Source organism: Paenibacillus sp. KACC 21273 (assembly GCF_028736095.1).
GTDB classification, from domain to species: domain Bacteria; phylum Bacillota; class Bacilli; order Paenibacillales; family Paenibacillaceae; genus Saccharibacillus; species Saccharibacillus kyungheensis.
The window spans coordinates 1,400,427-1,417,206 of the sequence record NZ_CP117876.1; the positions used below are offsets into that span (position 1 = coordinate 1,400,427).

Here is a 16,780-nt window from a genome sequence, read left to right on the forward strand (position 1 = left end):
CTCGTCTATTTATTAACCATTGTTTAGCAATCGAAACCATATGTTCAAAATTTAATAAATAAATAACTAAAAATAATAGGTGTAATTCGCTAAATATGAAGAATAAATTATGTAAAAAAAGGCTGGAAACCAGCCTTTTTTGCTTTAGTCTGTGATGTTACCAGCCATTTTGAGACGCTTCGCAATTTCTTTGAAATCTTCTTGAGAAATTCCTGGAGCGAACTCTTCATCCAATGGAGGATACTCAGGAACAGGCACACCTTGAGGGAATCCATGAATCACTTCAAGCGGCAAACCGTCTTCTGGATGAGTACCTTTCCAGATCTGATCGATAGCTTTGAAGTCCTCTGTGCTATGTGTATACAGACGAGTATGAACGCCTTTTTCCTCGTATTTACGTGCTTCATTAAACGATTTGTTGCTTAATGAAGGAACAGGTACAAGTTTGGTTACATTGACGCCTGTTGCAACTTCAAGTGCTTTAGCATAAGCAACAACGTGTACACCGCCACGTACTAGAAGGAAACCAACAACTTCGCGTGCAGCTGGATGGTCAGTTGTTTCATAGACTTTCATTTTATGTGTTCTTGCGCCACACTCTAAGAAGAAGTTATGCAACAAATCTTCTACAAGATTACCGCTGTTAAATACATTATCACCTGTCCAAGGACGACCCATAGAATCACGAGGCATTGCACCTTGTGCGCCTGCTAAATGATGATAGCTTAGACGAACATCTTTAAGCGGATCAAGTGGTGTAGAATCAGGTTCGCCTGGCAAGCTAGAACCTGCCAAAATTTTGTTAATCCCATGGGCAACTAACTCAACGTGACCCAATTCTTCTGCTGTAATACTGGTTACCAGGTCATAAAAAGGCTTTAACTTGGATTTATTGCGGAAGTTAAACGATTGGAATAGATAGTTGTTCAAAGTCGACATTTCACCGAATTTACCACCTAGTAATTCTTGTACAGCCGCAGCTGCATTAGGATCTGGTTTTTTGACATCCGGGATTTCAATCATGATTTGGTCAAGACGTGTGAACATTATCTTACCTCCAGTATTATTGTATTTGTAGCCTTCTGCAAAAATGTTCAGCAATGGGTGTGCACCCAAATTGTTGAAATAAAAGGCCCTCTTAATCCATACCCTATATTGCCGAAAACAAACGCCTTATATGAAGGAAATTCTAACCGACCATCGGTAAATAACAACTTGCTAAAAATATAAAGGAAGTAGACAAAGCTGTTAACAACTGGAAAGCGAGAAGCAACAATGATCTTAAGCGTTCTTGAAATAAATTTTTAAAAAATGTATAAAAAATGTATAATATGTGAAATGAGATGCTTTGAGCTGTTCAACTAGATTCTGATAGAGATGTGGGATGATAAAAGCCGTGGATAATGACAAACAGCGTTTGAGTATAGAAACAGCAAGGTTGTATTACCTTTCTGATTATAGTCAACAAGAAATAGCGACTAAGCTAGGTGTATCTAGACCAACTGTATCTAGATTGTTACAGTATGCGAAAGAAAAAGGTTATGTGCGGATAGATATTGTAGATCCTCTAGAAGATTTGGATGCACTCGGAGAACAATTGAAAAAACGCTATGGATTAGATACAGTACATGTCTGTTATTCACCGATCAATGAATATAAAGAAATCCAAAAGCATATTAGCAAACGTGCCGCAGATTATTTATTTGATACTGTCAAAGATACCGATATTATTGGAGTCACATGGGGAACAACGATGCATGCAGTAGCAGAACATCTGGAACAAAAACAAGTACGTGGAGTGGAAGTCGTACAGCTCAAAGGCGGAGTCAGTCACTCGCACGTAAACACGTATGCCGCAGAAACAGTCAATCTGTTTGCAGAAGCTTATCATACGATTGCTCGTTATTTGCCATTACCTGTGATTTTCGATAGTATCGAGCTCAAAAAAATGGTGGATGAAGATCGTCATATTCAGCGTATTATTGAATTAGGTAGACAAGCGAATATCGCTGTATTTACAGTAGGTACAGTGAAAGAAGATGCGCTTTTGTTCAGGCTGGGTTACTTCAATGAAGAAGAACAACGGTTGTTACAACAGACCGGTGCTGGTGATATTTGTTCTCGCTTTTTTGATAAAGAAGGTAATATCTGTAGTCCTGCGATTAATGATCGTACAGTAGGCATAGATCTGGTCGATTTGCGCAAAAAAGAAAAATCAATACTGGTCGCTGGAGGTCAGCGCAAAATTGAAGCAATCGAAGCTGCGCTAATCGGCAAGTATGCTAACATTTTGGTAACAGATCAATTTACAGCCCAAGCATTATTAACATAAACAAGAAAAAATATACTTATCTTATGTCAACAGCCTTTTACTGCTTTGTAAAAGGCTGTTTTTGTTTGTTTTGTGCGATATTGAAATAAAAATATAATCATCAACTTGTATTGACAATAGTTTTATTTTGAAATAAAATTAGTTCGAATTCGAACTAAGAGAGAAGGAGACATATTGAGTTCAAAAGATAGAGAGCAACAAGAACAGTACGCACAAGCAGCTTTGAATAGTCCTACACCCTTAATCAAAAAAACATATATAACGATTAAGCGTCAGATTGAGCAGTCTTTACGCTCACTAGATATGACTTCACAGCAAAGTCAGGCTTTATATGAAATAGCGACCCAACCCGGTATTACCAATCATGAGCTAGAACATCAATTACTGATAGAGAAATCCAGTGTGACCAGTCTGGTAAATGGTATTGAAAAAAGAGGCTGGATCGTACGCTGTTCTCATCCGAATGATGCTCGCATGAAGCAAATAATGCTCACTCCGGCAGGTCAGCAAAAGCATATTCAAGCTCAACAAGCCGTAAATGAAGTGAAAAGTCGTTCTGCTCATACATTTACCGATCAAGAGTTAACCCAGCTTAAAAAGTTGCTACAAAAATTAGTAGATGTGTATCAATAACAATCAAAATAAGCAGTAACGGTATGAGTAGAGAGGATGACAGCATAAGTGTCTACAAAACAAGAACGAGTCTATCCTAATGGTGATAAATTAATGCGTGTACTCGCATTTACATTAGTATTCTCGGTAATGAACGCTTCGATGTTCAATGTCGTAATGCCTACTATCAGTAAAGAATTTAATATTGGAGCCGCAGATGTAACATGGTTATTGACCGGTTATATGATTGTGTATGCTGTAGGTTCGGTCGTATATGGTAAGCTTGCGGATAAATATCGGTTAAAAGATTTGTTAACGTTCGGTCTGATCTTTTTTGCATTAGGATCTGTAGTTGGATTATTTGCTAGTGAATTTTGGATGATGGTGGTCGGACGTGTACTGCAAGCCGCCGGAGCCGCTGTAATTCCAGCAACAGCAATGATTGTACCTGTACGTTATTTTTCTCCTGAAAAAAGGGGTAGAGCACTGGGTACAACAGCGATTGGTCTATCTCTCGGAACAGCGATAGCACCGATTGTTGCCGGACTGATCACAAGCTTTGGAAGCTGGCGCTTTTTATTCTTATTATCTCTGTTCCCTTTGATTGCTTTGCCATTTTTCCGTAAATATCTTGATGATTATCGGGGCGAAGCGCAAAAGATCGATTTTATCGGTGGACTGTTATTAAGTGGAACTGTAGCGATGTTGTTATTATCTATTTCTCAAGGAAATTGGTTGTTTGCTGTCATTGGAGTCATTTTGTTGATCTTATTTATTATTCGGATACGTACAGCAGCAGAGCCTTTTATCCAGCCCAAGTTGTTTAGCAACAAACAATATTCATTCGGGTTGTTGATTGCTTTTCTAGCGACAGGTCTCAGCTTTGGCTTACCGTATGTAACACCGCAATTTCTAAGTGCTTTAAATGGATTATCTCCAGCATTGATCGGATTAATTATGTTCCCGGCGGCGATTTGTTCAGCTTTGTTAGGTCGTCAAGGTGGAAAGTTAGCCGATCGTAGAGGAAATCCATTACTTGTGTATATTGCGACAACATTAATTTTTATTTGTTTTGTCTCATTATCAATCGTGGTCGGAATATCTCCATATATCGTCTTATTTATTCTAATTTTCGGTAATGTAGGGCAGACCTTTATGCAGATAGCTATGTCTAATACGATCTCACGTACATTAACTAAAGATCAAGTCGGTGTAGGGATGGGATTGTTCTCACTGTTAAACTTTATAGCAGGAGCCACAGCAACCAGTATTATTGGTAAAATGATCGAAGCTAATCATGGATCGGTTCATTTGAATCCGCTGGCAATATATGCAGACGGATATGTATTTAGCAATATTTTCTCTATACAAGCATTGTTAGCGATTGTGATTATTGTTTTATATTATGTACAATCTCGTATAATTACTCGTCCTGCCATTTCAAAATAACCAATCAACCCCCGTCAGCTTGGAAAGCGAACGGGGTTTTTGGTATAGATTTATTTGCAATAAAGCTGTTGTTCATACGCTAGTGATACTATCGCTCTTATAGCCGAATAATGCGCCGATAATGCATCGAACTGATTCGTTCATTCCACTCCAATTGATCTTGATAAGGATTACGGTAATAAGTCGCTACAGGTAAATAACCTAATAAAATACCAACACCTCCACAGATGCCACTACCACCGTCACTTCCTTTGTCGATCACCTGATTGTCTGACGTAATCGTTAGTTCTGCTTCATAAGGATCGCCAAGAAAATAAATACCGAATCCGTTTGGTTGTTCCAAGTCGTAAGGAAGTGCAGAGTCTGTATCAGAAGGATCATCTTCCGCTGGATTTAGATTGCCGTAATGTCTGACATTCATCGTATAGTCAAAGCTGTCTCCCCATGGAAATAAGGTTCGAGCTCCACCGCCATATACATATTCCCATTCATCTTCGGTAAAAATAGTAAATGGATGTTCTAGAGAAAGCTTTTGCCATTCATGAACATCTTCTGTTTCTTCAAATAGATAAATACGGATTTGTTGCCCGTCTCGTACGAAGCGATAATCTTGATACATTTCATGACTGCTATAATTTGAAAGAGAGAAGGTAGCGCGAGCGTCTATAATCTCTTTATTTTCGATAGGATCAAGTTCTTCAAGTGTGTATTCCTGCCAACCTACAGAATGAGTACGGCGTTCTACTAATAACGATGGAATATGTACTGTTCGCACAGGAGACATTTGTTTGGCTATCATCGGTATAGCTTCGTCTATAGTTAGCTCGATTTCTTCTAATCCACTTTCCAAGTCCTCTAATGTAGATGGATCCCATGACACATAAGGATCATTCCAACCGAGTGTAACTTCATCACCAGGTACAAAAACAAACTCAGATTGTTGATATGAAAAAATACCTGTTTCGATCTGTTGTCCATATCTGTTAAAGGATTGCATGTTTTTCAAAGCAAACCCTTCAGGAAGACGGTTTACTAATTCTTGCAACCATTGAAGCCGTTGCTCATTACTGAGCTTATTCCATGTATAACGTGTCCATTGAGTCATGATCTAATCTTCCTTTCAGAAGTGAAGTGGTAAAGTCATAAAGGAAATCATCCATCAAAAAAGCTACATACAATACCGTATTATAACGAAAAAATAGCACGAATCCTACTTTCCTGTTACACTGATATGCGGCTAGCGGACAGAGTAATGCAATCTGCAAAAGAATGTTTACAAGATCATCAAATTGTGTCTGAACATAATTTCAAAAATCATTTTACATATGTTCATGTTGGTGTTATGATGTGGATATTGAAGCGATTTACTACTATGTTTCCTATCTAATTTACTCAAAGGAGCTTAAAAATATGAACTTAGCAAAATTGATCGACCATACGTTATTGAAAGCGGATGCTACACAAGCAGAAGTGACTAAATTGACAGAAGAAGCTAGAAAATATGAGTTCGCATCTGTATGTGTTAACCCAACATGGGTAGCGTACTGTGCAGAACAATTAAAAGGTAGCCCTGTCAAAGTATGTACGGTAATCGGATTCCCTCTAGGAGCAACAACTCCAGAAGTGAAAGCTTTTGAAGCAAGCAATGCTATTGCAAACGGTGCTACTGAAGTTGATATGGTTATCAATATCGGCGCATTGAAAGATGGTAATAACGAGCTAGTGCAACGTGATATCCAAGCTGTAGTAGATGCTGCTAAAGGTAAAGCTTTAGTCAAAGTCATTATCGAAACATGCTTACTAACAGACGAAGAAAAAGTTCGTGCTTCTGAATTGTCTGTAAAAGCTGGAGCTGATTTTGTAAAAACATCAACTGGTTTCTCTACAGGTGGAGCAACACCGGCAGACGTAGCTTTGATGCGCAAAACAGTAGGACCTGATGTTGGCGTAAAAGCATCTGGTGGCGTACGTAATCTTCAAGACTTAAACAACATGGTTGAAGCAGGTGCAACACGCATCGGTGCAAGCTCTGGTGTCAAAATCGTTGAAGGCGAAGAAGGAACTTCTTCTTACTAGCATTTGGCAGTAAAAATGCGACATCTTCTAGTAGGATAAAAAGTGATTTTTGCAAAGCAAAATATCTTACCTACAGCATTTGGCAGTAAAAATGCGACATCTATCTTAACAATCTAATTATCTTATCCGTCAGAGGAGAGACCTATCATGAAAGATCAATTGATTCAAGCAGCAATCGAAGCACGTAAAAATGCCTATGTACCTTATTCTAAGTTTCAAGTAGGTGCTGCTCTGCTTGCAGATGGCAAAGTCTACGGGGGATGTAATGTAGAAAATGCTTCTTATGGTCTTACCAATTGTGCAGAACGTACCGCTATTTTCAAAGCTGCATCTGAAGGTCAGCGTAAAATCGAAGCGATTGCGATCGTAGCGGATACAGAAGGTCCGGTCTCTCCTTGTGGTGCTTGTCGTCAAGTTATTGCTGAATTCAGTGATGAGAATACGAAAGTATACCTGACTAACCTTAAAGGTGATGTTACCGAGTGGACGATATCTCAAATGTTACCAGGATTTTTCCAGGCACATGATATGGACCATAGCCAGCCTGCTGAATAATCCAAAAAAAGAATATATCCGCAAGGATTTGTTCTTTTTTACGAATAATGTAAGCGCTTAATGTATAATTTCTGATTATTTCAATTTGTTTCAAAAGATTTTAAGTAAGTGATTATGAAGCAGAGTGCAGAATGGGAGCTAATTATTTATGAGTTATATTATCGCAATTTTGGGGATTCTTTTGGTGTTTGCATTAGCTTACTTGGGAAGTAACAATAGAAAAAATATTCGTTATCGTCCATTGTTTGTTATGATCGTGTTGCAAGCCATTTTAGCATTTCTACTTCTGAATACAGTAGTAGGAACATGGATTATCGGAGGATTTGCAACTGTCTTTAAACACTTATTAGCCTATGCTGGTGAAGGTATTAGTTTTGTATTTGGTGGATTTGTCTTTGCAGAAGGTTCTACACCATTCTTCTTAAGTGTTCTTATGCCTATCGTATTTATTTCAGCATTGATCGGTATTCTGCAATACTTCAAAATTCTACCGTTTATTATTAAATACATTGGTCTTGTGCTTAGTAAAGTCAACGGTATGGGTAGATTGGAATCATACAATGCGGTTGCATCTGCAATCTTAGGTCAATCTGAAGTATTTATCTCTGTTAAAAAACAAATCGGTGCGCTTCCTAAACACCGTCTGTATACACTTTGTGCATCAGCCATGTCTACGGTATCGATGTCTATCGTAGGTGCGTATATGCAAATGCTTAAACCTGAATATGTTGTAACTGCATTAGTGCTTAACTTATTCGGTGGCTTTATTATCGCTTCTATTATCAATCCTTATGTTGTTACCAAAGAAGAAGATATTTTAGAAGTACAAGAAGAAGAGAAGCAATCCTTCTTCGAAATGTTGGGCGAATATATTTTAGATGGATTCAAAGTTGCTATTATCGTAGCAGCCATGTTGATTGGTTTCGTAGCATTGATCGGTATGATCAACGGTCTATTCGGCTTAATCTTCGGTATTACGTTCCAACAAATCTTGGGTTATATCTTCTCACCATTTGCATTCATGATGGGTGTTCCGTGGAGTGAAGCTGTAACAGCAGGTAGTATTATGGCAACGAAATTGGTATCGAACGAGTTCGTAGCGATGCTAGATCTAGTTAAACACACAGAACTTAGCTCACGTACACTAGGTATCGTATCTGTATTCTTAGTATCTTTCGCTAACTTCTCTTCTATCGGTATTATTGCTGGTGCTGTAAAAGGTCTACACGAGAAACAAGGTAATGTTGTAGCTCGCTTTGGACTGAAACTGTTATATGGTGCTACACTGGTAAGTGTGCTTTCTGCTACAATTACAGGGTTGTTCTTAAAATAAGTAAGATGTCTCCACATTTGTTACCATCAATACAGTTTGGTTTATAATTAGAGGAGCAATGTTACATCTTCATATCATGAACCGACTTTTCAAAAAGTAGATATAGGTATAACATAGAGCATTTGGTACACTATTTTTGCATAAGCATGATAGCAGCCAAATGCTCTACTGCGCATTTTGGATATGGGAATGTATACGAGCAACGAGCACAATAGAATATGGACAACATTGAAAGGGGTAATACAAATGAGCGAATTTAAACGTATTCATCTAGTAGTTATGGATTCAGTAGGAATCGGAGAAGCACCGGATGCGGCTGAATTTGGAGATGTTGATGTCGATACATTCGGACACATTGCACGCGAAAATGGCGGTCTGAACATGCCACATATGGCAAGTCTAGGATTATCGAATATCAGCGAGATTCAAGGCGTACCTGTAGCTGATCAACCGCTTGCTTATTACACTAAAATGCAAGAAGCATCTCTCGGTAAAGATACAATGACAGGACACTGGGAGATCATGGGATTATATATTGATACACCTTTCCGTGTATTCCCGGACGGATTCCCGGATGAATTGATTGGACGCATCGAAGAAAAAACAGGACGTAAAGTGATTGGTAACAAACCTGCAAGTGGAACAGAAATCATGGATGAACTAGGCGAAGAACATGTGAAAACAGGCGCACTAATCATCTATACTTCTGCAGATTCCGTATTGCAAATTGCAGCACATGAAGATGTTGTTCCTTTGAAAGAATTATATGAAATCTGTGAATTCTGTCGTGAAATTACACTTGAAGATCCGTACATGTTGGGACGTATTATCGCTCGTCCATTTATCGGCGAAGTAGGTAACTTCCAACGTACATCCAATCGTCATGACTATGCACTCAAACCGTTCAAACCGACGACAATGAACGCTTTGCAAGATGCAGGTCTAGATGTAATTGCTATCGGTAAAATTGCTGATATCTACGACGGTGAAGGCGTAACAGAATCGATTCGTACCAAGTCTAATATGGACGGTATGGATCAACTGGTGAATGTGCTAGCGAAGCCTTTCCATGGACTAAGCTTCTTGAATCTGGTTGACTTTGATGCGCTATTCGGACACCGCCGCGATCCAAAAGGATACGCTGATGCATTGGAAGAATACGATGCTCGCTTACCAGAAGTATTTGCAGGTATGGAAGAAGATGATCTATTGATCATTACAGCTGATCACGGTAACGATCCAACCTACACAGGAACAGATCATACTCGTGAATATGTACCATTACTTGTATATTCCAAACGTTTTGCTAATGGTGGTAAAGAATTGCCACTACGCACAACATTCTCAGACATCGCTGCTACAGTAGCCGAAAACTTCGGTGTAACAAGCCCTGAGTACGGAACAAGCTTCCTGTCTGACCTTAAGTAATAAACACATTGATTTAAGTTGGTCAAACAACAATAGAATTCCTAAAGACGAAGCTCACATCTATTGAGGTATTACAAGAAGTATCAAACCATACCCCAATCCTAAACCAATGTCTAAAATCAATATCAATGTTTATCATTTAATCCTTGCTCTACCCGGTCAAGCGAATCCCAGCGCTGACCACCAATCTTTTTGTTTTATCATATTGTTGCATCCGCACAGAGCGAAGGCTAATGGATTGGAGTGTAGTCTCTCCTCGTAAGTATAGATATCGACTGCATCAGCAGTCTTTCAAGATATCTATGCTTACCAGAGAGCGGAACCCAATCCATTAGCCGTAGCGGATCAACCTAAGCAACCACTATTAAACACACACTTTGGAGGTTTTTATAAAATGAGCGTTCATATTGAAGCCAAAGCTGGCGAAATCGCTGAAACAATTCTTTTACCAGGTGATCCACTTCGTGCTAAATACATCGCAGACACGTATCTTGAAGATGTAGTCTGCTACAATCAAGTGCGCGGTATGCTTGGATTTACAGGAACATACAAAGGTAACCGTATCTCTGTACAAGGTACAGGTATGGGCTTGCCATCGATCAGCATCTATGTCAATGAACTGATCAGCGAATACGGCGTCAAAAACTTGATCCGTGTAGGTACATGTGGCGGAATGCAAGAAAATGTACGTGTTCGTGACGTCATTTTGGCACAAGCATGTTGTACCGATTCCAGCATGAACCGTCATATTTTCGGCGGATACGATTTCTCACCTGTAGCTAGTTTCCCTTTACTCAAAGCTGCGTATGATCGTGGTGTAGAAAAAGGATTGAACTTGCATGTAGGTAACGTGTTCAGTTCAGATTCATTCTACCGCGACGACAAAACAGTAACAGGACTATTAATGCAATATGGCGTACTAGGCGTTGAAATGGAAACAAGCGCATTGTACACATTAGCAGCGAAGTTCGGTGTGAATGCTTTGACGATTCTGACAGTAAGTGATCATTTGCTAACAGGCGAAGAAACTACATCTGAAGAAAGACAATCTACATTTAACGAAATGATGGAAGTTGCACTAGATGCAGCAATCTCTTTTCAAAAATAAAACGTACAAGGAGCTAGAATAATTATGAGAATGGTAGACCTTATTGAAAAAAAACGTGATGGTAAAGAACTAACAACAGAAGAAATTAACTTTATTATTAATGGCTATACACACGACGAAATTCCAGATTACCAAATGAGTGCATTTGCAATGGCTGTCTTTTTCAAAGATATGACTGAACGCGAACGTGCAGACCTGACAATGGCTATGGTGAACTCCGGTGATACGATCGATCTATCGGCTATCGAAGGAATCAAAGTCGACAAGCACTCCACAGGCGGCGTAGGCGATACAACAACATTGGTATTGGCTCCTCTTGTAGCTGCATTGGATATTCCAGTAGCTAAAATGTCCGGTCGTGGTCTAGGTCACACTGGTGGTACAGTCGATAAATTGGAAGCAGTAGAAGGTTTCCACGTAGAAATCACGAACGAAGAATTTATCAAATTAGTGAACGAAAACAAAATCGCAGTTATTGGACAAAGCGGTAACTTAACACCTGCGGACAAAAAGTTATACGGTTTGCGTGATGTAACAGCAACGGTTAACTCAATTCCGTTGATCGCAAGTTCAATCATGAGTAAAAAAATCGCTGCTGGATCAGACGCTATCGTATTGGATGTTAAAACAGGCGCTGGTGCATTTATGAAAACAGCAGAAGATGCTAAAGAATTAGCTCATGCTATGGTAAGTATCGGTAACAACGTAGGACGCAAAACAATGGCAGTTATTTCAGATATGAGCCAACCACTAGGTCTAGCTATCGGTAACTCTCTTGAAGTGAAAGAAGCTATCGATACACTAAAAGGTGAAGGCCCTGCGGATCTAGAAGAATTGTGCATGGCACTTGGAAGTCAAATGGTATATCTTGCAGGTAAAGCAAGTTCACTTGACGAAGCAAGAGAAAAATTGAAAGAAGTTATCGCTAACGGTAAAGCGTTAGAGAAATTTAAATTATTCCTTGCAAGCCAGGGTGGAGATGCATCTGTTGTCGATCAACCAGAACGTTTGCCACAAGCTAAATTCTTGATCGAAGTTCCCGCGAAAGAAGACGGATTTGTCGCTGAACTGGTAGCGGATGAGATCGGTACAGCAGCAATGTTGTTAGGTGCTGGACGCGCAACGAAAGAATCCGAGATCGATCTTGCTGTAGGTCTAATGTTAAACAAAAAAGTAGGCGACGCTGTTAAAGTGGGCGACTCTCTAGTAACCATCCACGCTAATCGTGAAAATGTAGACGATGTATTGAAAAAACTATACGAAAGTATTCGTATCGCAGATCATGCAGACGCTCCAACATTGGTATACGGAACAGTTACGGAATAATAGATATATCCTTTATATAATGTAAAATGATAAAAACCCGACTAATGAACAGATTGTTCAATAAAGTCGGGTTTTTTCTATTTGCATATAGCTACCAACGTAGCACATGTGATTATAATGTCGAATAAAGCAGACTTCGGAACTATTCACACAACAGTCAAAACTGCTCGATATAAAGTATATAGAAAAAAGAATAATCGATTTTTATATGCTCTTTATAGATATCAGATTAGAAAAAGTAACAGAATAATAAAGATGATAAAGATCTGTCTGTATCCAAGAAAAAATGAGAGGGAGTAGAGTGGCACATTGAACTTACACCAATGCCTACAGAAAATAGAACAACAACGTCAAGAGATGCATCAATTAGCTGAAATGTACGGATTTTCAGATGATCGTGTTTTGGATAAATCTCAACAATTAGACGTAACTCTAAATGAATATAATCAATATGCTATCCTCTATCAAAGAACACATATGAATATGTTCTAACTCTACATCAATAGTCCAATAGCCAGAATAGCCACTCCGCCTACGGCAATAGCGCCAAAAGCTATATAGCCAAACCAGCGTATCGGAGCAGGCATATCCGAAATATTTTCGATATTCCCGGTACGGGAACCCCTAGAATCGTATGATTGTATTCGGTAACACTGTTAAAAGAAGAATCTGTGTTCATTTCTATCGTTGATCTTGATTCAGCAGATGAATGATGAGGTTGAGTCATTAGTATTCACTCCATTCGTATCTATCGAATATGTAAGCTGTGTATCTTATCCTAAGTCAGTCTACTAATCTAAGAGCTTTTTCGAAATAACTTCGCTACCAACCAACGTACTGCGATCACAAAAGCGACCAATACAATAATAGACAAAATAAGCCCGTATATACCTATACCCTGTAACATCATATACCCTCCTTTAGATTAAATAATATACTAAAAATGAAATATATTTCAATTTCACGGTATTTCTACTATTTTACAATAAAATAAGTTGATTTAATTGTAAAATAGCATAAGATAAAAGAAACGATCCTTTGATGATCTTTATTTCTACTTCTAAATCTACCTATCTAACCCTACCTGAGAACGTTTACAACTTGATAAGCAAAAGAAAGTGGGTGTCCTATGGAAAATGTAGTGACCGTTATTTTTACAGATGAATGTAAAGCATATCGAGCATTATCTACACTTCGACATAGTCGAATTACAGAAGGATATGCGGTACTGGAAGCTGCTATTGTAGCACGTGAGAAAGGCAAAGTCGTATTTTGGGATGGATTCGGTACACAGGGAGCACTTGCAGGCGAATGGACAACAGGTGGTTTGTTAGGTTCGATGATTGGTATTTTTGCAGGGCCATTGGGTGTTTTATTAGAACGTAGTATTGATTCGATTATCAGTATGCCATTTACTCACGAAGTCGCAGAACAAGAAATGGGACTGATTCAATCTACACTATTTTCATTAGATGAAGGACAAATGGCTTTGATCAGTATTGTGCAAGAGAATAATGTAAGCGTATTCAACTATGTGTTAAGTCAATTAGGTTCTCAATTCATATGTCGCCATGATGTGATTGATGTCGAAGCAGAGATTGATCAAGCGTATGAAGTAGAACGTGAATTGCAACGTGAAGCCAGACAACGAATGAATAACCAGCGTCAGGCTTATTTTAAAAACGGGGCAGAAGATGTACGAGATCGGATACGTCATCAATTTGATCAGTTAAAGCAAAACTTTTGATGATCTTAATATTTCGATGCAATCATACAATAAAAGCATCTTGCTAATAGAACTGAACCCGTAATATGTTCGTTCTTGGATCATAGCAAGATGCTTTTTGATGGGTACTTTTTAAAAGTGAGTTGAAAGTTATTCATCTATTTTGACCATTTGTACATCGGGAATCGATTGAAGGATTGGAACAATATCTTTACTCTGAATAGTAGAATCCAGTTGAACCGAAGATTGTAACAGCAAATACGAAGTATCTGAGACATCATGATGATATACAGAGGGTTCTACTTCAGAATGTAGACTAACCACACGTACCTGATGCTGATCCAGAACGTCTAGAATCGATGATATCGCCCCCTCATGATTAATTATCCGCACAGTTAGTCGATGAGGCACACGAGTCGCTGCAAAGGGCTTACGATGGCGATGCATAGCGAATTGAACAGCTACTATTAAAAGTGTAACGCCGATCCCTACTGTATACATACCTGCTCCTATTGCCATTCCTACTCCGGCTGTTGCCCATATGCCCGCCGCTGTCGTTAATCCTTTGACTTTTTGCTTATTCATAAAAATAGTGCCTGCTCCCAAAAATCCGACTCCGCTAACGATCTGTGAAGCTACCCGGGAGGGGTCAAGTGATACATTATTCCAGTTCCCCATATCTGTAAAACCGTATTTGGAAATAATCATCATCAATGAAGAGCCAACCGCCACAATAAAATGAGTACGAATCCCTGCTTCTTTTTGCCGGCTACTTCGTTCATATCCTATAATAGCTCCGCCTAATCCAGCGATTAATACTCTTAAAATATGTTCTAACGTGATCCATATCATCTGGATAAAATCCTCCTTGCTGAGATCATTATTCTAAAAAGTATATACCCTAATTTTGAATACATATATTGCTTTAAAAGAGAGAAATACTGTTCAAATCAACGTATAAAGGGTAAGAAATATGACAGAATTAGATCGCTTTTAATAAAACCAAGTATTTTTATCGGAAAAAGAGTTGACGTGCGATGAAAGACAGTGTACTATACAATTTGCAGTACGTTATTAATAAGTAGTGAATCACCAACCATAAGCGTGCTCACCAACATCTGAGAGGGGTCTTTTTAAATGAAAAAATGGGGTTCTTTTACACTGTTTATGATACTGACCATGCTTGTTCTTGCAGCATGTGGTAACAGTTCTAATACAGCAACGACAGGCAATACAGATACAACTGGAGCGGCTACAACAGACAACACAGCTTCTTCTGGCAAAGCGGCAACATTAGAGTCTGTCAAAGCAAGCGGTAAATTGCGTATTGGTACAGAAGGAACATATGCACCATTTACGTTCCATGATGCTAATGGTAAATTAACTGGTTTTGATGTAGATATCGCAACAGAAGTAAGTAAACGTCTTGGCGTAGAACCTGTATTTACAGAAGCAGCTTGGGATAGCTTGCTTGGTGGTTTGGAATCCAAACGTTTTGATACTGTATTTAATGAAGTAGGTATTACTGAAGAACGTCAAAAAACATTTTTATTCTCTGATCCATACATCGCGTCCAAAGCAGTATTGATTGTACGTGATGATAATACAGATATTAAATCGTTTGCTGATTTAAAAGGTAAAAAATCGGCTCAATCTTTAACAAGTAACCTGGCACAAATCGCTAAAGACAATGGAGCAGAAATCGTTTCTGTAGATGGATTTACACAAGCTGTAGGTTTGTTAACGTCCAATCGTGCTCAAGCTACGATTAACGACAATTTGTCTTATCTTGACTTAAAAAAACAACAACCAGATGCACCGATCAAAGTTGTAGCTGAAGAAGCAAATGCTTCTCAAAGTGGAGCTATTTTCAACAAAGGCGGAGAAGATTTGGTTCAAGCTGTAAATAAAGCGTTAAAAGATATGGTAGATGACGGAACTTATTTGAAAATCTCTGAGAAATATTTCGGAGAAGATGTATCTAAATAATACGTTTAGTTTGATTTTGTATATATGCGACGATAACGATATCTTGACGAATAAATACTCGTCAAGATATTTGTTCGTTGTAAGCCTTTCTAAGATATCTACTTAGTATATACATGATGTACCACTCCAAATTGTTGAAAATAAAGGATGTTAGAATATGGACGATCGTCAAATAGAGATACTTGTGAATTCTTTTTGGCCTATGCTTGAAGCAGGGATACGATTCACGATTCCATTAGCTATTTTTTCATTTATTATTGGTTTGATTTTGGCTGTATTAACAGCATTAGCTCGATTATCCGGTGTGAAAATTTTAGACTTTATTGCACGTTTCTATATTTGGATTATACGTGGAACACCTTTAATTGTGCAGTTAGCGATTATCTTTTACGGACTACCTACGATTGGGATTGAGTTAGATCCTTTTCCAGCAGCATTGATAGGTTTCTCTTTAAGTGTAGGGGCGTATGGTTCTGAGATTGTACGTGCGGCTATTCAATCGATTCATAAAGGTCAATGGGAAGCGGCTTATTCTCTGGGGATGACGCGTGGACAAGCATTACGCCGAATTATTCTTCCTCAAGCAGCACGTGTATCCTTACCACCATTATCAAATTCATTTATTAGCTTGGTGAAAGATACGTCTCTAGCAGGAACTGTTACTTATGTAGAATTATTTCGTAAGTCTGAAGAAATCGTAGCAACTACGTACGAATATTTATTAGTATATTCCGAAGCAGCAGTCATATATCTTGTATTCACTTCAATTTTATCATTTTTCCAAAATAAATTAGAAAAAAGATTAGGTCGCTCGTCAGCGGACTAACTATCATACAGAGTAGTCAT

At 38.6% G+C, this 16,780-nt stretch carries 16 protein-coding genes; 13 read left to right on the forward strand and 3 right to left on the reverse strand.

Translation table 11 applies throughout. The features are described from left to right. Nucleotides 1–144: 144 nt before the first annotated feature. Nucleotides 145–1,047 carry a manganese catalase family protein gene (locus PQ460_RS06500; RefSeq protein ID WP_273613280.1) on the reverse strand — a complete coding sequence of 301 codons (903 nt, stop codon included), beginning with the start codon at nucleotides 1,045–1,047 and terminating at the stop codon, nucleotides 145–147. Nucleotides 1,048–1,396: 349 nt separating this feature from the next. Between PQ460_RS06500 and PQ460_RS06505 the strand changes: the two genes are divergently transcribed. From PQ460_RS06505 to PQ460_RS06515, 3 genes are all read left to right on the forward strand, one after another. Beyond that, entirely contained in the window at nucleotides 1,397–2,332 is a 936-nt protein-coding gene (locus tag PQ460_RS06505) for a DNA-binding transcriptional repressor DeoR (RefSeq protein WP_273613279.1), read from the forward strand. Between the two features lie 174 nt (nucleotides 2,333–2,506). Further along, entirely contained in the window at nucleotides 2,507–2,965 is a 459-nt protein-coding gene (locus PQ460_RS06510; protein ID WP_274172107.1) for a MarR family winged helix-turn-helix transcriptional regulator, read from the forward strand. A 93-nt stretch (nucleotides 2,966–3,058) separates the two neighbouring features. Continuing rightward, a complete protein-coding gene (locus PQ460_RS06515) occupies nucleotides 3,059–4,393 on the forward strand; it encodes an MFS transporter (protein ID WP_273616341.1) in 1,335 nt (444 codons plus the stop codon). Nucleotides 4,394–4,490: 97 nt separating this feature from the next. Here the strand turns inward: PQ460_RS06515 and PQ460_RS06520 are convergent, their stop codons facing one another. Further along, complete coding sequence (locus PQ460_RS06520; protein WP_274172108.1) at nucleotides 4,491–5,498, reverse strand: formylglycine-generating enzyme family protein; 1,008 nt, start codon at nucleotides 5,496–5,498, stop codon at nucleotides 4,491–4,493. A 305-nt stretch (nucleotides 5,499–5,803) separates the two neighbouring features. Between PQ460_RS06520 and deoC the strand changes: the two genes are divergently transcribed. The 8 genes from deoC to PQ460_RS06560 all read left to right on the forward strand — a co-directional run bounded on the left by deoC (nucleotide 5,804) and on the right by PQ460_RS06560 (nucleotide 13,966). Further along, a complete protein-coding gene (gene deoC, locus PQ460_RS06525; RefSeq protein WP_069329256.1) occupies nucleotides 5,804–6,469 on the forward strand; it encodes a deoxyribose-phosphate aldolase in 666 nt (221 codons plus the stop codon). 147 nt (nucleotides 6,470–6,616) lie between these two features. Further along, nucleotides 6,617–7,024 (forward strand): cytidine deaminase, encoded by a 408-nt coding sequence (locus PQ460_RS06530; RefSeq protein WP_273613276.1) that lies wholly within the window; start codon nucleotides 6,617–6,619, stop codon nucleotides 7,022–7,024. Between the two features lie 148 nt (nucleotides 7,025–7,172). After that, a complete protein-coding gene (locus PQ460_RS06535; protein WP_274172109.1) occupies nucleotides 7,173–8,357 on the forward strand; it encodes a NupC/NupG family nucleoside CNT transporter in 1,185 nt (394 codons plus the stop codon). 246 nt (nucleotides 8,358–8,603) lie between these two features. Then, the gene (deoB, locus tag PQ460_RS06540; RefSeq protein ID WP_274172110.1) at nucleotides 8,604–9,785 is read left to right on the forward strand and encodes a phosphopentomutase; all 1,182 of its coding nucleotides are present in this window, start codon (nucleotides 8,604–8,606) and stop codon (nucleotides 9,783–9,785) included. Nucleotides 9,786–10,179: 394 nt separating this feature from the next. Next, entirely contained in the window at nucleotides 10,180–10,893 is a 714-nt protein-coding gene (deoD, locus tag PQ460_RS06545; RefSeq protein ID WP_069329260.1) for a purine-nucleoside phosphorylase, read from the forward strand. Nucleotides 10,894–10,917: 24 nt separating this feature from the next. Further along, nucleotides 10,918–12,219: a pyrimidine-nucleoside phosphorylase gene (locus PQ460_RS06550; RefSeq protein ID WP_273613273.1), complete on the forward strand. Its 1,302-nt coding sequence runs from the start codon at nucleotides 10,918–10,920 to the stop codon at nucleotides 12,217–12,219. 309 nt (nucleotides 12,220–12,528) lie between these two features. Continuing rightward, on the forward strand, nucleotides 12,529–12,711 hold the full coding sequence (locus PQ460_RS06555; RefSeq protein ID WP_274172111.1) for an aspartyl-phosphate phosphatase Spo0E family protein: 183 nt from the start codon (nucleotides 12,529–12,531) through the stop codon (nucleotides 12,709–12,711). Between the two features lie 637 nt (nucleotides 12,712–13,348). Continuing rightward, entirely contained in the window at nucleotides 13,349–13,966 is a 618-nt protein-coding gene (locus tag PQ460_RS06560; RefSeq protein ID WP_273613271.1) for a hypothetical protein, read from the forward strand. A 129-nt stretch (nucleotides 13,967–14,095) separates the two neighbouring features. Here the strand turns inward: PQ460_RS06560 and PQ460_RS06565 are convergent, their stop codons facing one another. Further along, on the reverse strand, nucleotides 14,096–14,797 hold the full coding sequence (locus PQ460_RS06565; RefSeq protein WP_274172112.1) for an MgtC/SapB family protein: 702 nt from the start codon (nucleotides 14,795–14,797) through the stop codon (nucleotides 14,096–14,098). 285 nt (nucleotides 14,798–15,082) lie between these two features. On the opposite strand from PQ460_RS06565, the gene PQ460_RS06570 reads away from it, so the two are divergent. Both PQ460_RS06570 and PQ460_RS06575 read left to right on the forward strand, forming a co-directional pair. Further along, nucleotides 15,083–15,934, forward strand: coding sequence for an amino acid ABC transporter substrate-binding protein (locus PQ460_RS06570; protein WP_274172113.1), 852 nt, complete (start codon nucleotides 15,083–15,085; stop codon nucleotides 15,932–15,934). 157 nt (nucleotides 15,935–16,091) lie between these two features. After that, a complete protein-coding gene (locus tag PQ460_RS06575; RefSeq protein WP_204823070.1) occupies nucleotides 16,092–16,760 on the forward strand; it encodes an amino acid ABC transporter permease in 669 nt (222 codons plus the stop codon). Nucleotides 16,761–16,780 lie beyond the last annotated feature (20 nt).